Below are 21032 nucleotides of genomic sequence, written 5' to 3'. Positions count from 1 at the left end.
CGTGGCAAACTCTTTCTTGTGCGCGCCCAATTCCACCATGTCCGCCGTCCGGCCGCGAGGCAGTCACGGCGATGACTCAGTGGCTCGACCCCGTCGAACAACGCGCATGGCAGGCGATCGTCGCGCTCATGACCCGGATTCCCGGCGCGTTGGACACCCGGCTGCAACGCGAGTCCGGGCTCACCCATTTCGAATTCCGAGTGCTCAGCGCGCTCTCGGAGGAGCCGGGCCATCGCCTGCAGTTGAGTGATCTCGCCCACAAGGCAAATGCGTCGCTATCGCGACTGTCCCATGTGGTGTCGAAGCTGGAACGACTCGGCTGGGCCCGCCGCGACACCACCGCGGGTCGACGCGGAGTGCACGCGGTACTCACCGACGCGGGTTTCGAGAAGGTGATCGAAGCTGCCCCCGGCTATGTCGACGCCGTGCGCAGGCTCGTGCTCGACGGTCTCACCGATCAGCAGACCGCGCAACTGGCGGTGTTCGGGGAAACTCTGTCCGACCGGCTGAATCGGATCCTCGCCGAAGACGGCGACTAGTCCGCGGCGAGCAGCACGTCGGCGTCGAAGCAGGTGTGGGTGCCGGTGTGGCAGGCCGCGCCTTCCTGATCGACGATCAGCAGCAGCGTGTCGCCGTCGCAATCCAGGCGCACCTCGTGCACGTACTGGGTGTGCCCCGAGGTCTCGCCCTTGACCCAGTACTGCTGCCGCGAGCGCGAATAGTAGGTCGCCCGACGGGTGTGCAGCGTGCGCGCCAGCGCCTCGTCGTCCATCCACGCCATCATCAGCACGTCACCGGTCGCCTTCTCCTGCGCGATCGCGGCGATCAGTCCGTCCTCGGTGCGCTTGAGGCGGGCGGCGATGGCAGGGTCGAGGCTCATGCCTCGTTTATAACAGCAGCCAGTTCGATGGCCACCAGCAGTTCGACGAGGTCGTTCACACTGCGCACATTGCGACCGGTGAGCTCCTGGATCCGGCCGAGGCGGTACTTGGCCGTATTGAGGTGGATATGGAGGGTGTCGGCGGCCTCGCGCAGATTCATGTCGGCGGCGGCGAACGCGCGGATCGTCTCGGCCAAGGTCCCGCCGCGAACACGGTCCTCGGCCAGTGCGCTGCCGATGCGCGGGTCGACCAGCTGGCGGGTCGTGTCATCGGCACGCAGGAGCAGGTATTTGAACGGCGTGATCTGCGGCAACGCGAGTACCCCACCCCCTTCGGGCAGGAGTTCGAGCGCGGCCTGCGCCTGCCGGTAGGCGCGGGGAATCTGGGCCACCTCGGTCACCGTGGTGCTCACCCCGATGGCGAGGGTGATGCCCTCGGCGCCCAATTCGTCCTGCATCGCGCGCAGCCGCTCGCACAGTCCGTCGGCCGCGAGGCCCGCACCGAGCGCGGGCACCGCGACGATCTCGGATCCGCGCACCACCGACAGGGTCCGCAATCCGTTGACGGTGCAGCGCGCCAGTGCCGCGGACACCAATTGCCTTGCCTGGAGCAAGCTTTCGGACGAGTCCTCGCCCCGATCCAGGACCACCGCGGTGACGACGACCACCGGCGTGGCGCGTTCGGCCCCGATGCCGTGCGCGGTGGCCACCGACAGGTGCGGACCGCTCGCGGGCAGCGCGCCGTCGAGCAACGCGTCCATCAGAGCCTGCGAGTCGCGCCCCGATTCGGCGGCCACGTACTGCTGGAATTCCAGATACGCGTCGGTGGCCTGGGTGCTGATCAGATCGGTGTAGCGCGCCAGCGGACCGGCCAGCGACAGCACGGCCGCGCGGCCCGCCTCGGAATCGCCCGCGTGCGCGAGCAGCGATTTCCAGATGGCCCGCTGGCCGAGACGGAACGCGGCGATGTAGTCGACCAGCGGCAGCCCGGTGCGGGCCCGCCGCGCCGCCGCCTGCCGGGCATAGGCGACGTCGGACGGGCAGACGCGTCGGTGCTCGAGCAACGCGCCGAGCCCCGTGCGGCTCAGCCGGGCGAGCTGATCGTGCACGTCATCGAGCAGGCCGGGACCCGCGGTGGCGTAGCCGGGCAGCTCGGCGCGGATCTTGGCCATCACATCGTCGGCGATCTCGTCGGCGTGGTCGTAAGCGGCGCCCGCTATCCGGTGACGCTCGGCCCGCACCTGATCGGACTCGGTCGAAACGGATAAAAGTGATCCAGCTGACATATTTCGGGAGTGTGCAGGCAACGCGCCCACAGTGTCAACCACGTCACACTGTCCGCAGCGGACGAGCACCGGCCGAGTTTCTTGGTCCGCAACGTCCGATGTGGGCTCCGACCTGCGGTCTTAGTGTTCTTCACATGCTCGAGATAACCAACCTGACGGTGCGCTTCGGCGGCATCACCGCTTTACAGGACGTCGGGTTCACGGTCGCTCCCGGCGAGATGGTCGGCCTGATCGGACCCAACGGCGCCGGCAAGACCACCCTGTTCAACTGCATGACCCGGCGCAACCGGCTGACGTCGGGCACCATGCGTTACCTCGACACCGATCTGTCCACGGTGCGGCCCGACGCGCTGGCCGCGCTCGGTATCGCCCGCACGTTCCAGAACCTCGGTCTGTTCCCCCGCCTCTCGGTGCGCGAGAACGTCCTCGTCGGCGCGCACCACCGAGCCTGCGCGGGCTTCGTTTCAGCCGGACTGCGGTTGCCTAAGGTCCGCAAGGAGGAAAAGCTGCTGCGCGCCGAGGCCGACGAACTCCTCGAACGCCTCGACCTGACCGCGGTCGCCGACCACCCGGCCGCCGGGCTGCCGTTCGGCACCCTCAAACGCATCGAACTCGCCAGGGCGCTGGCGGTGCGGCCACAGCTGCTGCTGCTCGACGAACCGGTGAACGGCTTGAGCCACGGGGAGGTGGACGAATTCGCCGCCCGCCTGCGCGGCCTGCAAGCCGACCTCGCGCTCACCGTGATCGTCGTCGAACACCACATGGGTTTCGTGATGGGCACCTGCGATCGGGTGATCTGTCTCGAGTTCGGCCAGGTGATCGCCGAGGGCAAACCCGAAGCGGTGCAGCAGGATCCGGCAGTCATCCGCGCCTACCTGGGAGCTTCGGCATGAGCGAGCACTGGCCGACGGCCGACAACGCGTTCTTGACGGTCACCGATCTGCATGCCGGTTACGGTGCGGCGAAAGTCCTGCACGGCGTCAGCTTCTCGGTCGAGCAGGGCACGGTGTGCGCGATCCTCGGCCCCAACGGCGCGGGCAAGACCACCCTGCTGCGCGCCCTGTGCGGGATGATCAAGGTTCGCGGGAGCCTGGTCCTCGACGGTGGCGAAGTATCCGGTCGCGCACCGGAAGCGATGGCGCGACTCGGCGTCGCCCACGTTCCCGAGGGACGCGGCACCTTCGCCCCGCTCACCGTCGAAGAGAACCTGCGCCTGGGCGCCTACACGCGCCGTGACCGCGCCGCCGTCGACACCGACCTGCGCCGCGTCTACGACTACTTCCCGATCCTGCGCGACAAGCAGCGCGACGCCGCGGGCGGTCTGTCCGGCGGCCAGCAGCAGATGCTCGCCATCGGCCGGGCGCTGATGTTGCGCCCACGCATGCTGCTGCTCGACGAACCCTCGCTCGGCCTCTCACCGCTGGTCACCCAGGAGTTGTTCGGGATCGTCGCCACCATCAACGAAGAGGAACGCACCACGGTGATCGTCGTCGAACAGAACGCCCACCTGGCGCTCAGTGTCGCCCAGCAGGCGCACGTCCTGGAAACCGGGCGCATCGTGTTGTCGGGCACCGCCGAGCAGATCAGGGCCGATGAGCAGGTCACCCGCTCCTACCTGGGAATCCAGGTGAAGCCGTGATCGAATTCCTGCAGCAACTCGTCGAGGGCCTGTCCGCGGGCGCTATCTACGCGGGTCTCGCGCTGGCGCTGGTGCTCATCTACCGATTCACCGGGATCGTCAATTTCGCCCAGGGCGAGCTGGCCATGTTCTCGGCGTTCCTGGCCTGGCAGCTGAGCCAGACCATGCCGTTCTGGGCAGCGCTGATCCTCACCTTGGCGATCTCGTTCGCCGGCGGCATGCTGATCGAACGGGTGGTGATCCGTCCGGTCGAGGGCGCACCCGAGATCACCCTGGTGATCGTCACCGTCGGGCTGTTCTTCACCATCCACGCCACCGCGGGCTGGATCTGGTCGTATCAGACCAAATCGTTCCCGAATCCCTTCCCGGAGGGGGCTCTCCGTGGTGGCGGCCTGAGCGTGGGCTACGGCAGTCTCGGTGTCCTGCTCGTCGTCGCCGTGGTCATGGCGCTGCTGTATCTGCTGTTCCGCTACACCAGGATCGGGCTCGCGATGCGGGCGGTGGCCTGTAACCCGCAGTCGGCCAAGCTCGTCGGCATCCGGGTCGGCACCGTGCTCGCGCTCGGCTGGGGACTGGCCGCGCTGGTCGGGGCGGTGTCCGGTGTGCTGTCGGCGCCGCTGCTGTTCCTCGAACCCAACATGATGGGCGGGGTCCTCATCTACGCCTTCGCGGCGGCGACGCTGGGCGGGTTCGACTCCCCCGGCGGCGCGGTGGCAGGCGGTCTGATAGTCGGCGTCGCCGAAACCCTCACCGGCGCTTACGTCGACGCGATCGGCACCGAACTCAAGATCGGCGTGCCGCTGGTGATCATCCTGGGCGTGCTGTTGCTGCGCCCGCAAGGTCTGTTCGGACACGCGGCGGTGGAAAGAGTATGAGCGAAGTGAACATTGCGGCTACGCCTTCGGTAACGCCTGTCGCGAAACCGAAACCGAAACCGAAACCGCACCGACTGACGACGCTGCGCTGGCCGCTCGTCGCGACGGCCGGAGTCCTCCTGCTGGCCTGCGTCGCCCCCTTCCAGCTGGTGCCCTTCCACACCTTCCAGCTGGCCATGGCGATGATCTACGCGGTCACCTTGCTCGGGCTGAACCTGCTGGTCGGGCACACCGGCCAGATCTCGCTCGGCCACGGCGCCTTCTTCGCGATCGGCGCCTACACCGCCGCGGTCGCGATGGAACAGTGGGACACACCGTATTTCGCGACCATCCCGATCGCCGCCGCCGTCACCTTCGTCCTCGGTTTCGCACTCGGCGTCCCGGCACTGCGACTGCGCGGGCTGTACCTGGCCCTGGTCACCCTGGCCATCGCGATCTTCCTGGTCCCCCTGCTCAAGCGGTTCGACGGCCTGACCGGCGGCTCGATGGGACTCGTCGTCGACAAGCCGGTACCGCCCGCCTGGACCGGCCTCGCCGAGGACCAGTGGCTGTACTTCCTGGCACTGGCCACCACCGTGCTCAGCTTCGTGCTGGTCGCCGGAATGCTGCGCTCACGAGTCGGGCGGGCACTACACGCGATGCGCGACAACGAGATCGCCGCCGAGGTGCTCGGGGTGAACCTGGCGCACTACAAGACGCTCGCCTTCGCCTGGAGCGCGCTACTGGCCGGTGTGGCCGGCTGTGTCTACACCTGGGTGATCGCGTTCGTCTCGCCCGACTCCTTCGCGCTGACGTTGTCGATCACGCTGCTGGCCGGACTCGTCGTCGGCGGGCTCGGCACCACCTGGGGCCCGCTGCTGGGCGGACTGTTCGTGATGTTCGTGCCCAGCTTCGCCCAGGACGTCAACCAAGCCGCACCCGGCGTCATCTTCGGACTGCTGATCATCGCGGTCATGTACCTCGCGCCCAAGGGATTGGCCGGCCTGGCCACCCAGTGGACGCAATGGCTCGGACATCGTGTCCGGAAAGGGAAAACTCATGCGCACTAGGGCAATCCGCTCCATCGGGGTCACGGCCGCGCTTCTCGCGACCCTCACCGCCTGCGGTGGTCGCGGCGAGGAGAACGGCTCCGTCGGTCAAGGCGACTGCCAGGGTCAGCAGACCACCGGAATCACCGACACCACCATTAAACTCGGCGGGGCCTACCCGCTGTCGGGTCCGGCCTCGGCCTACAGCGAGGTACCCAAGGGCGCCAAGGCCTACTTCGACTACATCAACGCCGAACAGGGCGGCATCGACGGACGCAAAGTCGAGTACATCGTCCGCGACGACGGCTACCAGCCGCCCAAGACCGTCGAGGAGACCCGCCGCCTGGTCGAACAGGACCAAGTGTTCGCGGTCTTCCAAACCCTCGGCACGGCAACCTCTTCGGCGGTCACCGACTACCTCAACCAGCGCAAGGTGCCCCAGGTCTTCGTCGCCACCGGGGCGAACAAATTCGGTGCGGGCACCGAGCACCCGTGGACCATCGGCTGGCAGCCCAGCTACCGCACCGAGGGTCTGGCCTACGCGCAGTACGTGAAGGCGCAGCGGCCGAACGCCACCGTGGCGGTGCTCTACCAGAACGACGACTTCGGCAAGGACCTGCTCGCGGCGTTCACCGAGGGCGTCGCCGGCAGCGGGGTGAAGGTGATCGCCGAGCAGAGCTTCGAGGTCACCGACCCCACCGTCGACGCCCAGGTGCGCAACCTGGCCAACTCCAAAGCCGATGTGCTGCTGAACTTCTCGACCCCGAAGTTCGCCTCGCAGGCGCTGGCCGCCGATGTGCGCAACGCCGACTGGAATCCGTTGCACGTGCTCGCCGTGGTCTCCAACACCATGGCCACCCTGCGTCCAGTGGGCCTGCCCAACGTCCAGGGCACGGTGACCGCGGCATTCCTCAAGGACGCCGCCGACCCGCGCTGGGCCTCCGACGCGGGCATGCAGACCTACCGATCCAAGCTGGCGCAGTACGCCCCCGGCGCCGATCCCGAGAACCAGCACGCCATGGCCGGATGGACGATGGCCGAGAGCTTCCGCAAGACCATGGAAGCGGCGAAGTGCCCGACGCGAGAGGGCCTGCGTGACGCGATGCGCTCGCTCGACAACGTCTCCGCCGACCTGATGCTGCCCGGCATCTCGATGAAAACCGGCACCGACGACGGCTATCCGCTCCAGGCCGTCGGTATCCAGACCTTCGTCGGCGAGCACTGGTCGCTGACCGACGGCGGCCTGATCGACACCAGCGGCAAGTAGTCGCCCCTCGACGTTGCGCAGCGCAGCCCAGCGTGCGCGGCTTTTCGAAATATCCGAACGATGAGGATCCGAATATGAAGTTGTCAACCACTCTGGCCACGGCGGCCATGACCGCACTGGCGCTGTGCGTCAGCACCGGGACCGGTAACGCCGATCCGGCACCGCAGACCGAGGTGCGCTACGAGGTGAGCAGGCAGGGTGACTCCGCGGTGCTGTCCACCGACGGCAAACTGCACATCGTCGACGGCCAGCTGCTGCTCACCACCGGCGCCGACACCCCGGTCGCCGCCCTGCCGCTGACCTACCGCATGGACGACAAGGTGTTCCCGATCTCGGCCACCATCGACGGCGGCACCGCGACCCTGACACCGTCCAAGGAGAACGGTGCCCCGGTGGCCGCGGCCACGAACGTGATCACCCAGGATGTGGCCGCGCAGCAGATCGCCGAGTCCTTCACCCCGCGTGATCAAGCCGCGCTCGGCGTGCTCAGCCAGCGCCTCGGCGTCGGCGGCGCCGTGGCGGCCATCGTCGGCGCGGTGGTCGGCGGCGGCGTCGGCTGTCTGGTCGGCGGTGCCGCGGGTGCGGCCATCGCCAGCCCGGTGATCGTGCTGCTGGTGCCGTGGGTCGGCGCCACGGTGGCCGGTTGTGTGCTCGGCGCGGCCACGCTCGGCGCGGTCGGCACGATGCTGGGCCTGGTCACCGTCGGTGGTCCGCTGGCGGTCTTCTCCGCCTACCAGTACTTCTCCACCATTCTCGCGCCGTGCCCGGCCGAGCTCGGAGCGTACTGCAAGGACCCCGCGGTTCCCACACCGCCGAAGTAGTCTCCCACCGCCGTTCTCGCCGGCCCGCCCTCGATCACCTCGTCGGGCGGGCCGGCTCGTGGCCGTTTCCGGCCGGTTAGGAATCTCATGCGCAGAACAGTTTTCGATGCCGAGCACCGCGCCTTCCGGGCGTCGATGCGCGCGTTCATCGAGGACGAAGTCGTGCCGAGTTTCGGCAAGTGGTACGACGAGGGACGGGTGCCGCGCGAATTCTATTACCGGCTGGGCGAACTCGGGATCCTCGGCTTGGAGGTGCCCGTCGAGTACGGCGGCTCCGGCCTCGAGTCGATCCGCTACCGCGCGGTGCTCGCCGAGGAGATCGCCCGCGCCGCAGTGTCTTTCGGTGGTTCGAGCGCCCATGTGTCGCGCTGTCTGCCGCTGCTCGACGAACTGGGGACCGCCGAACAGCGGCAGCGTTGGCTGCCGGGATCGGTCACCGGTGAAACGATGTTCGCGCTCGCGGTCGCCGAACCGGGGACCGACACGGAGCCCTCCGGCATGCGCACCACCGCCCCGTTGTCGCTGGACGGCACCGAATACCTGCTCAACGGTTCGAAGACCTTCGTCATCGGTGGTGTACACGCCGACCGCGTCATCGTGTGCGCGCGCACCGCGTCCCCGAATTCCGCGGACCCCACCTACGGCCTGTCGCTGCTGGTCGTCGATGCCACGGCGCCCGGCTACCGGGTGGGCCGCGCACTCGACACCCTCGGCCGAAAGGTCTCCGACACAGCCGAACTCACCTTCACCGATGTGCGGGTGCCGGTGAGTGATCGCCTAGGCCAGCCACATCGCGGCCAAGCTCATCTCGCCGCGCAGCTGCCACGGGAACGTCTGACCATCGCCGTCGGTGCCCACGCGCAAGCCAGGGCGGCAGTACGTTTCGCCCACCGCTTCACCACCGAGCGCACCGCGTCAGCGCACTCGGTGGCGAGTTTCCAGAACACCGGGTTCGAACTGGCCGCCTGCCGCGCCGAGGTCGATGCCGTCGAGGCGGTCGTCGACCGCGCGCTGGCCGCCCACGACCGCGGCGACCTGGCCCCCGCCGACGCGGCCTCGGCCAAACTGTTCTGCACCGAGTCGGCGGGCCGGGTGATCGACCGCTGCCTCCAATTGCACGGCGGCCTAGGCTATCTCGCGGACTCCCCCATCGCCCGCCTCTACGCCGACCACCGGATCGACCGCATCATGGGCGGCACCAGCGATGTCCTTCGCGCGATCATCGCCGCCGAGATGGGCCTGTGAGACCGGGTCAGCGGGCGCGGTTCAGCTCATCGAGCAGTCGCCAGGTGCGCTGCTGGTCTTCGGGCGTGGTCAGGTCGGTCTGCGAGAACACCACATCGGTGGCGTGTCGTAGAAGGCGGTTTTCGCCTCGGCGATGCCGCGCGCCTCGGCGACGTCGGCGGTGACGACACCGGGAACCATCGCGATGATACGAGGTCGCGGCCTGCCCAGCCGCCGCGGCGACCCGGTGACAACACCGCCGATATCGCGAGTCGTCACGATCGACGCACGGGGATTTCATCGTCGGAACAGTCTCGGCGTCCGGCGAATTCGGCCGGAGCTCGCGTCAGCGAACGGTGATGCCGTCCGCGCGCATCGCGTCCTTCACCTGACCGATGGTGAGGTCGCCGAAGTGGAACACGCTCGCGGCCAGCACCGCGTCGGCACCGGCGTGCACGGCGGGCGGAAAGTGTTCGACCGCGCCCGCGCCGCCGCTGGCGATCACCGGCACCCGCACCGCCGCGCGCACCGCGGTGATCATCGGCAGATCGAAACCGGCCTTGGTGCCGTCGGCGTCCATCGAGTTCAGCAGGATCTCGCCCACGCCGAGTTCAGCGCCGCGGATGGCCCATTCGACCGCGTCGATACCGGTACCGCGCTTGCCGCCGTGCGTGGTGACCTCCCAGCCGGACGGGGTGTCGGGCGCACCGTCGGGCACGGTGCGCGCGTCGACCGAGAGCACGATGCACTGGGCGCCGAAGCGCTGCGACATCTCGAACAGCACTTCGGGGCGCGCGATGGCGGCGGTGTTCACCGACACCTTGTCCGCGCCCGCGCGCAGCAGCCGGTCGACGTCTTCGACCGTGCGCACGCCGCCGCCGACGGTGAGCGGGATGAAGATCTGTTCGGCGGTGCGGGTCACCACGTCGAGCATGGTGCCGCGGTCGCCGGTGGAGGCGGTGACGTCGAGGAAGGTCAGCTCGTCGGCGCCCTGGGCGTCGTAGGTCGCGGCCAGTTCCACCGGATCGCCCGCGTCGCGCAGGTTCTGGAAGTTCACGCCCTTGACCACACGACCCGCGTCGACGTCGAGGCACGGGATCACGCGGACCGCCAGGGTGCTCGGCGCCGTGGTGCTCGCTCGTTCGTCGGTGCGCGGTGTCATGCGGTTCACCCTCGTTCTTCTTCGCTGACAGTGCAAATCATTTCCAGCAGTTCTTCGTGCACGCCCGGCGCGGCGGCCAGCACCGAACCGGAGGTGATGGTCCACGGCGCGCCGGCGAGGTCGGTGACCACGCCACCCGCGGCGCGCACCAGCGCCACCCCGGCCGCGTTGTCCCATGGATGGTGCCCGAACACGACCGCGCCGCCGAGCGCCCCGGACGCGGTGAACGCCAAGTCGATGCCGGTCGCGCCGTGCATGCGCACCCGCGAGGACAACCGGCTCAGCGCTCCGAGCAGGTCGAATCGGAACTGGCCGGGGATGCGGCCCGCCGAGTCGAGATTGAAGGCGCCGAACCCGATCATCGCGTCGGCGAGTCTGCCCGGTGCCAACGGCGGCAACGCCACACCGTCGAGGTACACCGGCCCACCGGTCACCGCGGCGTAGCGGCGGCCGAGCATGGGCAGCCAGGTCAGGCCGATCACCGGCTCACCCTCGTGCACCAGTGCCAGCAGCGTGCCCGACATGGGGTGGCCGGAGGAGTAATTGAAGGTGCCGTCGATCGGATCGAGCACCCAGGCCGTGCCCGAGGTGAGCGCGGGCCCACCGAATTCCTCGCCGTGCACCGCGATCCCGGTGCGTTGCTGGAGTTCGGCGGAGATGGTGCGTTCCAGCTCGAGATCGAGTTCGGTGGCGAAGTCGTTGCGGCCCTTGGTCACCGCGCTCGGCGCGCCGAGTCCTTCGACGAAACGCGGCACCACGCCGTCCAGGATCTGGGTGGCGACGGTCAGCAGGTCGGTCAGTTCGGCAGTGCTCGGCGTGGCGGTCATCAGTGGTGTCAGCGCACCGCGGCCAGCGCTTGCGGCAGCGTGAACCGGCCCGCGTACAACGCCTTGCCGATGATCGCGCCCTCCACACCGTCGTCGGTCAGGCCCGCGATGGCGACGAGGTCGTCGAGCACCGAGATACCGCCGGAGGCGACCACCGGAGCCTCGGCGGCATTGGCGACCTCGCTCAGCAGTTCCAGGTTCGGCCCGGTCAGCGTGCCGTCCTTGGAGACGTCGGTGACGACATAGCGCGCGCACCCGTCGCGCTCGAGGCGTTCGAGCACCTCCCACAGGTCGCCGCCGTCGCTCACCCAGCCACGGCCGCGCAGGCGCCACTGTCCGTCGATCTGCTTGACGTCGAGCCCGACCGCGATCCGGTCGCCGTATTCGCCGAGTACCCGGGCACACCACTGCGGGTTCTCGATCGCCGCGGTGCCGATGTTCACCCGCGCGCACCCGGTCGCCAGCGCCGCCTTCAGTGAGTCGTCGTCACGGATACCACCGGACAGTTCGACCTTCACATCGAGCTCGCCGACGACCTGGGCGATCAGTTCGCGATTGCTCCCCTTGCCGAAGGCCGCGTCCAGATCGACCAGATGCACCCACTCGGCCCCCGCTTGCTGCCACGCCAACGCCGCGTCCCGAGGCGACCCATAGCTCGTTTCGCTACCGGCCTCCCCTTGCACGAGGCGCACGGCCTCACCATTGGCGACATCGACAGCGGGCAACAGCACAAGACTCACCCATTCAGACTAGTAGGTCTGTGTCCGCGTTCCCGCAACGGTCCGCGGCGGTGAGGCCCGTGTCACGCGAACCACGCCGTGCGCGCTCAGTCGGCCGCGGCTTCGAACATGCCGGGCTCATAGGAGCCGCCCTGCTGACGCAGGATCACCCCGAGCCGGTTGGCCGCGTTGATCTGCGCCACCACCGCGACCAAGGCGGCGAGCTGTTCGTCGTCGTAGTGCTCGCGCACCTGCGCCCAGGTCTCGTCGGACACGCCCTGCGCGGCGTCGGCGACGCGGGTGCCTTCCTCGGCGAGTGCCAGGGCAGCGCGCTCCGCCTCGGTGAACACGGTGGACTCGCGCCACGCGGCGACCAGGTTGATCCGCGTCGCGGCCTCTCCCGCGTGCGCCAGATCCTTGCTGTGCGCGTCGGTGCAGTAGCCGCAGCCGTTGATCTGGCTGGCGCGCAACATCACCAGATCCTGAGTGGCCTTCGGCAGGCTCGACTGGAGCAGGGCCAGGCTGGCGTTGGCGAACCGCTTGGCGAACTTCGCGCCGACCGCGGTATCGAACAGGTTGAATCGGGGTTCCATGACGTGTTCCTCACTGGTTGTGCTGAATCGAACGACCATGAGACGGCGACGACCGGATCCGCGTAACACGTTCCCGGCGTGACGGACGCCATGGCGCGTCGGTGTTACGCCACGGCGGTGGCCGGCGTCTGGTGGTGACACACCCGAGCGGAAACAGGAGCAACCCATGGCGCCGCACACCACACCCGACGGCACAGCGAAGGACCCGGCGACCGAGGTGTTCGTCGCCCACCGCAATCTGCTGTTCACCGTCGCCTACGAGATGCTCGGCTCGGCCGCCGACGCCGAGGACGTCCTGCAGGAGACCTGGCTGCGTTGGGTGGGAGTCGATCTCGCCGCGGTGCGCGACCAGCGCGCGTATCTGGTCAGGATCACGACCCGCCAGTCGCTCGATCGCCTGCGCACGCTCGGCCGCCGCAAGGAGACCTATGTCGGTCCCTGGTTACCCGAGCCCCTACTGACCACGCCCGACGTGGCCGAGGACGTCGAATTGGCCGAGAGCGTCTCGATGGCGATGCTGCTGGTTCTGGAGACGCTGGCACCGATCGAGCGGGCGGTGTTCGTGCTGCGCGAAGTATTCGATCTGAACTACGACGAGATCGCCGACGCCGTCGACAAGAGCCCGCCCGCCGTCCGCCAGCTGGCCTACCGAGCGCGGGCCCACGTCGCTGCCCGCCGACCGCGCGGGATCGTGTCCGCGAGCCAGTCGCGCGACGCGCTCGCGGCCTTCCAGCACGCGATCGAAACCGGTGATCTACAGAACCTGCTCGACCTCCTCGCGCCGGATGTCGTCTTTCTCGGCGACGGTGGCGGAATCAAACAGGCCGCACTCTCGCCCATCGTGGGAGCCGACCTGGTCGCCGCCCTGCTCACCGCCAGTGTGCCGAGGATCAGCGCCGAGATGACCGTCGAACCAGCCCAGCTCAACGGCCACCCGGCCCTGATCCTGCGACTCGACGGCGCGATCGACACGGTGTTCGCGGTGCGCGTCGACGACGGTCTGATCACCGGGCTCTACTCCGTGCGCAATCCCGACAAGTTGTCGCGAACGGAGACGGAGACAGCGCTGCGACGCTGAACCGATCGGCGCCGCGCGCGATCTCGTCGAGGTGGGTCAGGCCAAGCGGCGGCGGAGTTCGGGCAGTCCGTCGCCGGTGAGATCGTCGAGCGCGACGGTGCGGCCGACCACGGCCAGGACGATGGCCTCACCTGGGCCGCGAACTTCCGGGCCCTCGCCCGAGGACCAGGACACGTCGGTGGCGACGAAACGCAGCCCCTTGGTGAATCTGCCGGGGAAGGCGAAGGGATCGGGGTAGGACAGGACCGCGACGAGGCGGTCGGCGGGGATGGTGCGAGGACGACCCAGCGGGCGGCGGATGTCCTGGTGGTGGACCACGAGGTCGGAGAGCATGAGCCGGGGCGAATACTTCGACAACCGACCCGACTCCCTGTCGAGTTTGTCCACCAACTGCTCGGTCGAAAGCCCCGAGAACGACTGCGCGAGAGCATTATTGGTGCGATTCACCGACCCGCGACTCTTCAGCACCACCCCCGCGTAACTCAGCGGACTCAGCGTGTCCTGCATCAGGTGTCCCACGACGTCGCGAACCCGCCACCCCGCGCACAGCGACGGCGTCTCCCATTCCTGCTCGCTCAACCCCCGCAGCAGTTCGACCAGTTCGGCCCGTTCGTCGACCAGCATCCCCCGATAACTCATACCGCCACCCTAATCGGACCGATCGCCTCGGCGAATCCTTCCACGGTCGGATTCTGCTGGGCGAGGAGTGATTACGATCCGTGATCCGTCCAGGGCGGCTGACCTGGACCGACGCGTCGAAGCCGACCGTGCGGCGATGCGCGACAATGAACGCCGCGAACTTCTCCTCCGCTGCCCGCTTTCACCTCACGAACAGGATCGGCGCACACCTTGGCCAAGCAGAATCGTCGGCGCCGGACCGGTCGCAAACCGACAGCCGCTCCTGGACTCCCGATCGATGCCGCGTTGTCGGGCGATCCGTCGCAGGTCGCCGACGCGATCGCGACCGTCGCCTTCCTCGCCGCGCAGGGCGACAAGATCGCGATCACGAGGTTCGTCGAACAGGTGGCGGGCGCGGAGTCGGCCGCCGGGGTCCAGCTCGCCGCGCGACGAATCATCGCCCGCGCCTTCGAGTTCGGCTGGTTGCCCAGGGATGTTCACGAGGCCGCGCGCAGGCGGGTCGACGAGTTCGCGGTCGGCTATCTGACCGATCTGCTGGCCGAACACCGGGTCGGCTTCGCGTCCGAGTCGGTGGACGAGATCTGGCAGTCCCAACTGGACGAACTGGGCGCCACGGTGTGGTGGACAGCCGAGCGCCCCCACCTCCAACAGTGGGCCGACCGTGCACTGCTCACCGACGACGAGGCCCTCGAGTCGGCCCTCGGCGCCCTGGCCCTGCTCATCCAACTCCCGAAACTCGAGCAGATCGTTCCCCTGCCCGGTACCCGCGGGCAGACCGTCACCCACCACCACGTCGACGAGAGAACCCTCGGCCGAGTCCGCGGTCTCCTGGCCAAAGCCGAGTCGACGTCCTTCGCCGAGGAAGCCGAAACCCTGTCCGCCAAGGCGCAGGAACTCATGACCAAGTACGCGATCGACCGTGCCCTGATCGATTCCCAGCGCACCGACCCCGACCTCCCCGCCGCCCGCCGTATCTGGCTCGAAACCCCCTACACCGACGCCAAAGCCCTGCTCATCGACATGGTCACCCGCGCCAACCGCTCCCGCGCGATCTTCGTCGCCGACTGGGGTTTCGTCACGATCGTCGGCGACGATCCCGACCTCGACGCCGTGGAAATCCTGTCGACTTCCCTACTCGTCCAAGCCACCCGCACCATGATCGACAACGCCGCCACCGAGGAATCCCGCTCCCGCCACTACCGCAAGGCCTTCCTCACCGCCTACGCCACCCGCATCGGCGAACGCCTCGCCGAGGCCGCCGAAGCGACCATCGCCGACTCCCCCGACCCCACCCACCTACTCCCGGTCCTGGCCACCCACCAGCAACGAGTGGACAAAGCCTTCGACACCTACTTCCCCACCGTCCGCACCCGGGGCATCACCATCCGCAGCGCCGAAGGCTGGACCGCGGGCACCGAAGCCGCCGACCGAGCCGACGTCGACAACCCCTGACCCGACAACGATTCGAGGCCCTCGATAGAGCTACAGCGAGCCGATCCAGTTGCGCAGCAGCTGCGCCCCCGCGTCGCCGGACTTCTCCGGGTGGAACTGAGTAGCCGACAGCGGCCCGTTCTCTACCGCGGCGAGGAACGGCACGCCGTGCTCGGCCCAGGTGAGCTTCGGGGAGGCGATGTGCTCGTTCTCGGGCAGTTCCCACTGCTGGGCCGCGTAGGAGTGGACGAAATAGAAGCGGGTGTCGGCGTCCATACCGGCGAACAGGGTGCTGTCGGCGGGGGCCTTCACCGTGTTCCAGCCCATGTGCGGCAGGACGGGGGCGTCCAGGCCCGCGACCGTGCCGGGCCATTCGCCGCAACCTTCGGTCTCGACGCCGAACTCGACGCCGCGGTCGAACATGACCTGCATGCCGACGCAGATGCCGAGCACGGGACGCCCACCGGCGAGGCGCTGGCCGATGATCCGGTCACCGCGCACCGCGAGCAGCCCGGCCATGCAGGCCGCGTACGCGCCGACGCCGGGGACGACGAGTCCGTCGGCCGCCAACGCGGCCTGGGGATCGGCGGTGACCTCTACCTGCGCGCCCGCACGCACCAGCGCGCGTTCGGCGGAGTGCAGGTTGCCGGAACCGTAGTCGAGCAGAACAACCGATCTCACAGCACACCCTTCGTGGACGGCACACCGCTGACCCGCGGGTCGATCTCGACGGCGGCGCGCAGAGCCCGCGCGACAGCCTTGAATTCGGCCTCGGTGATGTGGTGCTGGTCGCGGCCGTAGAGCACCCGCACGTGCAGGGCGATACGGGCGTTCTGCGCGATCGACTCGAAGACGTGCTTGTTGAGCACGGTCGAGTACGAGGCGCCGGGGCCCGCGCTGGGAATGATGGTGTGCACCAGGTGTTCCGGCTCGCCGGTGAACACGCAGTAGGGGCGACCGGACACGTCGACGGCGGCGTGCGCGAGGGTCTCGTCCATCGGGATGAACGCGTCGCCGAAGCGGCGGATGCCCTTCTTGTCGCCCAGCGCCTGGCCGAGTGCCTGACCCAGCACGATCGCGGTGTCCTCGACCGTGTGGTGGGCTTCGATCTCGATGTCGCCCTCGGCCCGCACGACCAGGTCGAACCCGGCGTGCGCGCCCAGTGCGGTCAGCATGTGGTCGTAGAACGGCACCCCGGTGGAGATCTCGGTCTGCCCGGTGCCGTCGAGGTTCAGCTCCACCAGAATCGAGGACTCTTTGGTGACGCGTTCCACCCGCGCTGTTCTGCTCATGATGTGTTCCTCCACAGGTGGATTCAGTGAGTAAGGTCGGTGCCCGCGATATCGCGGCTCACGCGCAGGAATTCGTCGTTCTCCGCGGGCAGGCCGATGGTGGCGCGCAGGTAACCGGGGATCCCGACGTCGCGGATCAGCACGCCCGCGTCGAGGTAGTGCTGCCACGCCGCGCCCGCATCGGTGAACCGGCCGAACAGCACGAAGTTGGCGTCGCTGGGGATCACATCGAAGCCGAGCGCCACCAGCGCGGCGGCGACCCGGTCACGCTGAGCCGCCAGTTCCGCCACGCTGCCGAGGGTCTCGTCGGCATGGCGCAGGGCGGCGCGCGCCGCGGCCTGGGTGACGACCGACAGGTGATACGGCAACCGCACCAACAGAATCGCGTCGATCACCGCGGGCGAGGCGGCCAGGTAACCCAGGCGCCCACCCGCGAAGGCGAACGCCTTGCTCATGGTCCGAGTGACCACGAGCTCGGTCGGGAACCGGTCGATCAACGTGATCGCGCTCGGCGCCGCCGAGAACTCGCCATAGGCCTCGTCCACGACGACGATGCCGGGCGCGACATCGAGAATCCGCTCGAGCTCGTCGATCGGAATGCTGTGCCCGGTCGGATTGTTCGGGCTCGTCACGAACACCACATCGGGGCGGCGTTCGACGATCTGGGCCACCGCGTAGTCGATGTCGAGCGAGAAGTCACCGCTGCGCTTCGCCTCGACCCACTCGGTGTCGATGCCCTCCGAGATGATCGGGTGCATCGAGTACGACGGCACGAAACCCAGTGCGCTGCGGCCGGGCCCGCCGAAGGCCTGCAACAGCTGCTGCAGAATCTCGTTGGAGCCGTTGGCCGCCCACACGTTCGCGGTGTCGACAGCGACGCCGGTCTGGCGGGTCAGGTACTCGGCCAGGTCGTGACGCAGTGCGACGGCGTCGCGATCCGGGTACCGGTGCAGGTCCACGGCGGCGGCCCGCACCGATTCGGCGACGTCGTCGATCAGCGCCTTGCTCGGCGGGTGTGGGTTCTCGTTGGTATTGAGCTGGACGGGCACCGTCAATTGCGGTGCGCCATAAGGCGATTTGCCCCGCAGATTGTCCCGCAACGGCAGTTGATCCAGGGTCGCCGAGGCGCCGGGCACGGTGGGAGTGCTCACGACAGCGCCTCGAAACGCGCCTGCACAGCCTGACCGTGCGCGGGCAGATCCTCCGCGTCGGCCAGGGCGACAACGTGTCCGGCCACATCCTTCAACGCCGCCTCGGTGTACTCCACGATGTGGATGCCACGCAGGAACGTCTGCACGCTCAGCCCCGAGGAATGCCGGGCGCAACCCGCGGTCGGCAGCACGTGATTGGAGCCTGCGCAGTAGTCGCCCAGGCTGACGGGCGCCCACGGCCCGACGAAGATCGCGCCCGCGCTGCGCACCCGAGCGGCGACCGCGGCGGCGTCGACGGTCTGGATCTCGAGATGCTCGGCGGCATAGGCATCGACCACCCGAAGGCCCTGCGCGATGTCGTCGACGAGCACGGTCCCGGACTGCTTGCCGCTCAACGCTTCCCGCACACGATCGTTGTGCTTGACCACGGCGAGTTGAGCATTCAGCGCGGCGTCGACCGCGTCGGCCAGCGCTACGGAATCGGTGACGAGCACACTGGCCGCGAGCACATCGTGCTCGGCCTGACTGATCAGATCAGCGGCCACATGCACCGGATCGGCCGTGGCGTCGGCCAGCACCGCGATCTCGGTCGGGCCCGCCTCGGCATCGATGCCGACCAGCCCACGGCACAGTCGCTTGGCCGCGGTGACATAGATATTGCCGGGACCGGTGATGAGATCGACGGGCTCGAGCGCCCCACCGTCGGTATCGACACCGCCGTACGACAGCAACGCCACCGCCTGCGCGCCACCGACCGCCCACACCTCGTCGACCCCGAGCAGCGCGGCGGCCGCCATGATCGTCGGGTGCGGCAGCCCGCCGAACTGCGCCTGCGGCGGCGAGGCCACCACCAGCGATTCGACACCGGCGGCCTGCGCGGGCACCACGTTCATCACGACCGAGGACGGATACACCGCGTTGCCGCCGGGCACATACAGCCCGACCCGCTCCACCGGCAGCCACTTCTCGGTGACGGTGCCGCCGGGCACGACCTCGGTCACCGTGTCGGTGCGCCGCTGATCAGCGTGTACCTTCCTGGTCCGTTCGATCGCCACCTCGAGTGCGGCGCGCACGGCCGGGTCCAACTCGGCCAGCGCCTTGGTCAGCTCGCCGACCGGCACCCGCACCACGGCGGGCCGCACACCGTCGAACTTCTCGCTGTAGTCCAGCGCCGCCGCGGCGCCCCGATCGCGGATGTCCTCGACGACCGGCCGCACATGATGCAGCACCGAGTCCACGTCGACCCCTCCGCGCGGCAGCGCGGTGCGCAGCTCGGCAGCGGAAGGAGTACGACCGCGCAGATCGACGCGGGCGAGCTCGATGCGGGAAGTCATATCGGGGTACGGTCCTGTTCTGTGGTGGGGCTCAGGTCAGGTACCAGCCTAATGGTCGCCCGCCATCGCTTTTCCACCCACATCCCGCCGAGGCGACGGACCCGTCCTACGGATCCGTCGCACGTACCACCTAGCGGGTGTCTCCGTCGATGCGCAGACTGCCACCCGAGCTCACCACACGCATGACCATGGCCTTTGTCGAGCCGTTGATGGTGATGCTGGCCAGGCGCATATTCGTGGAGCCGTCGGCATTGTTGCCGCTGACCGCGGTGATGCTGGCGAAGTTCTCGACAGTGCGGTCGTTCCAGTATTCGCGGAACGCGGACTCACTGCCGTACACCTCCTGCGCGGCGGGGGTGAGCAGCGACCACGAACCGCCTGGGTTGCTGAAGAAGTTCTCGACCAGCAGACCGGCCGAACCGATGTCCACCGTGCCGACATTGCCGGCCTGCCCGAGCGGAGGAACCGCCGCGCTCGGCTTGGGAGCCGCCGAGGCCTGCACCGAGGTCGGCGGACTCGCCTGCACCCGCGGTGAATCGGAATCGGAGCTGCTCAGCGCGCTGACGGCGACGGCGATCGCAGCGACAAGCGCGCCGACACCGGATCCGATCAGCACCGCACGCCCCTTGCCTGCCTGCTTGCGCGGGGCGGGCATGGGATGAGCCTGGGTCTGCGGGTGCGCCGCGGTGTCCTGCCGGACCTGCGGACGCGGATTCGAGCGGATCTGGCGGGTTGTGGCCGTGGACGCGCCCGCGTGGGAGGCCCGGCGACCGGACTGCCGGATCACCTGGGTGGTCGCCGCGGAGTTGCGACGATTGAAAGCCTCACTGGCAGGCACGAACCCGGCGGGGACCGCGTCGTCCTCAGCGAACGAAGCCAGCGCGTCGCGGGCTTCGGTCATCGTCGGACGGTCGAGAGGGTCCGGACTGAGCAGGTCGAGCAGGAAGTCGGTGGCGGGGCCCGCGTTGTGGGGCTCGCGCACCTGACCGTTGGCGGCGGCGTAGAGCACCGCGAGGGGGTTGGAGTTGGCGCCGTAGGGCGGTTCGCCTTCCAGCGCATGGAAAAGCGTTGCGCCTAGGGCGAATACGTCGGCGGCGGGCGTGGGGTCGGAGCCGCGTGCCACCTCGGGTGCCAGATAAGCGGCAGTTCCGCAGATCAACCCGGTCTCGGTGAGCGTCACGTCGCCGGCCGCACGGGAGATGCCGAAGTCGGTGATCTTCACCTCACCGTGGTCGCCGAGCAGGATATTGCCCGGTTTCACGTCGCGGTGCACCAAACCGGCCTGGTGGGCGGCGATCAGCGAGGAAGCGACCATCTCACCGATGCGGGCGACCTCGAGCAGCGGCAGCGGGCCCTTCTGACCCAGCTCCCCCGCGAGGCTGACCGACTTGAGGTACTCCATCACCAGGCACGGATCACCGTTGTGCTCGGTGATGTCGAATACCACGATGGCATTGGGATGCTGGAAGCGCGCCGCGTTGCGGGCCTCCCGAATCGCGCGCTGGCGCAACACATCCCGCTCGCCCTCGGGCAAGCTGGGTTTGATGTGGATCTGCTTCACAGCCACGGAGCGTTGGAGGCGTTCGTCGACAGCACGCCATACAACGCCTGTGCCGCCGCTACCAATACGCTCGACCAGGCGGTAATGCTCCGCGATCTTCTGACCGGTATCGATGGCGCCTACTCCGAACCTTCTCGAAATTGTGACATCCCGCGTATTGACCATGGGTATGGTCCGCCGCCGAGTGTAGCTGGCGCAGTGATGACCGCGTGCGGCAGCGGGGGG

The 21032-nt window shown here is 68.5% G+C and carries 22 protein-coding genes; 10 read left to right on the top strand and 12 right to left on the bottom strand.

Features of this window, described 5'->3' with window-relative positions; translation table 11 throughout:
- Positions 1–71 precede the first annotated feature (71 nt).
- Positions 72–539 (top strand): MarR family winged helix-turn-helix transcriptional regulator, encoded by a 468-nt coding sequence (locus NS1_RS15955; protein ID WP_056824659.1) that lies wholly within the window; start codon positions 72–74, stop codon positions 537–539.
- On the opposite strand, the gene hisI is transcribed toward NS1_RS15955, so the two are convergent.
- A complete protein-coding gene (gene hisI, locus NS1_RS15950; protein ID WP_056824662.1) occupies positions 536–880 on the bottom strand; it encodes a phosphoribosyl-AMP cyclohydrolase in 345 nt (114 codons plus the stop codon). The two genes, NS1_RS15955 and hisI, sit on opposite strands and share 4 nt — an antisense overlap.
- Complete coding sequence (locus NS1_RS15945; RefSeq protein ID WP_062985466.1) at positions 877–2166, bottom strand: PucR family transcriptional regulator; 1290 nt, start codon at positions 2164–2166, stop codon at positions 877–879. Before NS1_RS15945 ends, hisI begins: the two co-directional genes overlap by 4 nt.
- 134 nt (positions 2167–2300) lie before the next feature.
- On the opposite strand from NS1_RS15945, the gene NS1_RS15940 reads away from it, so the two are divergent.
- From NS1_RS15940 to NS1_RS15910, 7 genes are all read left to right on the top strand, one after another.
- Complete coding sequence (locus tag NS1_RS15940) at positions 2301–3059, top strand: ABC transporter ATP-binding protein (protein ID WP_062985464.1); 759 nt, start codon at positions 2301–2303, stop codon at positions 3057–3059.
- Complete coding sequence (locus NS1_RS15935) at positions 3056–3805, top strand: ABC transporter ATP-binding protein (protein WP_062985462.1); 750 nt, start codon at positions 3056–3058, stop codon at positions 3803–3805. The genes NS1_RS15940 and NS1_RS15935 overlap by 4 nt, the downstream gene beginning before the upstream one ends.
- On the top strand, positions 3802–4680 hold the full coding sequence (locus NS1_RS15930; protein WP_062985460.1) for a branched-chain amino acid ABC transporter permease: 879 nt from the start codon (positions 3802–3804) through the stop codon (positions 4678–4680). Before NS1_RS15935 ends, NS1_RS15930 begins: the two co-directional genes overlap by 4 nt.
- Entirely contained in the window at positions 4677–5729 is a 1053-nt protein-coding gene (locus NS1_RS15925) for a branched-chain amino acid ABC transporter permease (RefSeq protein WP_255284553.1), read from the top strand. The genes NS1_RS15930 and NS1_RS15925 overlap by 4 nt, the downstream gene beginning before the upstream one ends.
- Positions 5719–6975: an ABC transporter substrate-binding protein gene (locus tag NS1_RS15920; RefSeq protein ID WP_062985458.1), complete on the top strand. Its 1257-nt coding sequence runs from the start codon at positions 5719–5721 to the stop codon at positions 6973–6975. Before NS1_RS15925 ends, NS1_RS15920 begins: the two co-directional genes overlap by 11 nt.
- Positions 6976–7049: 74 nt before the next feature.
- Positions 7050–7796: a DUF8020 domain-containing protein gene (locus tag NS1_RS15915; RefSeq protein ID WP_062985456.1), complete on the top strand. Its 747-nt coding sequence runs from the start codon at positions 7050–7052 to the stop codon at positions 7794–7796.
- A gap of 87 nt (positions 7797–7883) precedes the next feature.
- Positions 7884–9041 (top strand): acyl-CoA dehydrogenase family protein, encoded by a 1158-nt coding sequence (locus NS1_RS15910; RefSeq protein WP_062985453.1) that lies wholly within the window; start codon positions 7884–7886, stop codon positions 9039–9041.
- 325 nt (positions 9042–9366) lie between these two features.
- On the opposite strand, the gene hisF is transcribed toward NS1_RS15910, so the two are convergent.
- The 4 genes from hisF to NS1_RS15885 all read right to left on the bottom strand — a co-directional run bounded on the left by hisF (position 9367) and on the right by NS1_RS15885 (position 12321).
- On the bottom strand, positions 9367–10182 hold the full coding sequence (hisF, locus tag NS1_RS15900) for an imidazole glycerol phosphate synthase subunit HisF (RefSeq protein WP_056824868.1): 816 nt from the start codon (positions 10180–10182) through the stop codon (positions 9367–9369).
- 5 nt (positions 10183–10187) lie between these two features.
- Positions 10188–11009, bottom strand: a complete 822-nt coding sequence (locus NS1_RS15895; protein WP_056824693.1) for an inositol monophosphatase family protein — start codon at positions 11007–11009, stop codon at positions 10188–10190.
- An 8-nt stretch (positions 11010–11017) separates the two neighbouring features.
- Positions 11018–11749: a bifunctional 1-(5-phosphoribosyl)-5-((5-phosphoribosylamino)methylideneamino)imidazole-4-carboxamide isomerase/phosphoribosylanthranilate isomerase PriA gene (gene priA / locus NS1_RS15890; RefSeq protein WP_062985449.1), complete on the bottom strand. Its 732-nt coding sequence runs from the start codon at positions 11747–11749 to the stop codon at positions 11018–11020.
- Between the two features lie 86 nt (positions 11750–11835).
- Entirely contained in the window at positions 11836–12321 is a 486-nt protein-coding gene (locus NS1_RS15885; RefSeq protein WP_062985447.1) for a carboxymuconolactone decarboxylase family protein, read from the bottom strand.
- A 166-nt stretch (positions 12322–12487) separates the two neighbouring features.
- Between NS1_RS15885 and NS1_RS15880 the strand changes: the two genes are divergently transcribed.
- On the top strand, positions 12488–13399 hold the full coding sequence (locus NS1_RS15880; RefSeq protein ID WP_062985445.1) for an RNA polymerase sigma-70 factor: 912 nt from the start codon (positions 12488–12490) through the stop codon (positions 13397–13399).
- Positions 13400–13435: 36 nt separating this feature from the next.
- Here the strand turns inward: NS1_RS15880 and NS1_RS15875 are convergent, their stop codons facing one another.
- Positions 13436–14038, bottom strand: coding sequence for a maleylpyruvate isomerase family mycothiol-dependent enzyme (locus NS1_RS15875; protein WP_062985443.1), 603 nt, complete (start codon positions 14036–14038; stop codon positions 13436–13438).
- 210 nt (positions 14039–14248) lie between these two features.
- Here NS1_RS15875 and NS1_RS15870 point away from each other — a divergent pair, with 210 nt between their 5' ends.
- The gene (locus NS1_RS15870) at positions 14249–15490 is read left to right on the top strand and encodes a DUF2786 domain-containing protein (protein ID WP_062985441.1); all 1242 of its coding nucleotides are present in this window, start codon (positions 14249–14251) and stop codon (positions 15488–15490) included.
- Positions 15491–15520: 30 nt separating this feature from the next.
- Here the strand turns inward: NS1_RS15870 and hisH are convergent, their stop codons facing one another.
- The 5 genes from hisH to NS1_RS15845 form a co-directional block, all read right to left on the bottom strand.
- A complete protein-coding gene (gene hisH, locus NS1_RS15865) occupies positions 15521–16150 on the bottom strand; it encodes an imidazole glycerol phosphate synthase subunit HisH (RefSeq protein ID WP_056824708.1) in 630 nt (209 codons plus the stop codon).
- Positions 16147–16761 (bottom strand): imidazoleglycerol-phosphate dehydratase HisB, encoded by a 615-nt coding sequence (hisB, locus tag NS1_RS15860; RefSeq protein WP_056824871.1) that lies wholly within the window; start codon positions 16759–16761, stop codon positions 16147–16149. Before hisB ends, hisH begins: the two co-directional genes overlap by 4 nt.
- A gap of 23 nt (positions 16762–16784) precedes the next feature.
- A complete protein-coding gene (locus tag NS1_RS15855; protein WP_062985439.1) occupies positions 16785–17912 on the bottom strand; it encodes a histidinol-phosphate transaminase in 1128 nt (375 codons plus the stop codon).
- A complete protein-coding gene (gene hisD, locus NS1_RS15850; protein WP_062985437.1) occupies positions 17909–19246 on the bottom strand; it encodes a histidinol dehydrogenase in 1338 nt (445 codons plus the stop codon). Before hisD ends, NS1_RS15855 begins: the two co-directional genes overlap by 4 nt.
- 130 nt (positions 19247–19376) lie before the next feature.
- The gene (locus NS1_RS15845; protein WP_084503760.1) at positions 19377–20972 is read right to left on the bottom strand and encodes a serine/threonine-protein kinase; all 1596 of its coding nucleotides are present in this window, start codon (positions 20970–20972) and stop codon (positions 19377–19379) included.
- Positions 20973–21032 lie beyond the last annotated feature (60 nt).

Source organism: Nocardia salmonicida NBRC 13393 (genome assembly GCF_001613085.1).
Lineage (GTDB): Bacteria > Actinomycetota > Actinomycetes > Mycobacteriales > Mycobacteriaceae > Nocardia > Nocardia salmonicida.
The sequence above is the reverse complement of the archived record's forward strand: the minus strand, read 5'-3'. Positions and strand labels throughout refer to the sequence as shown.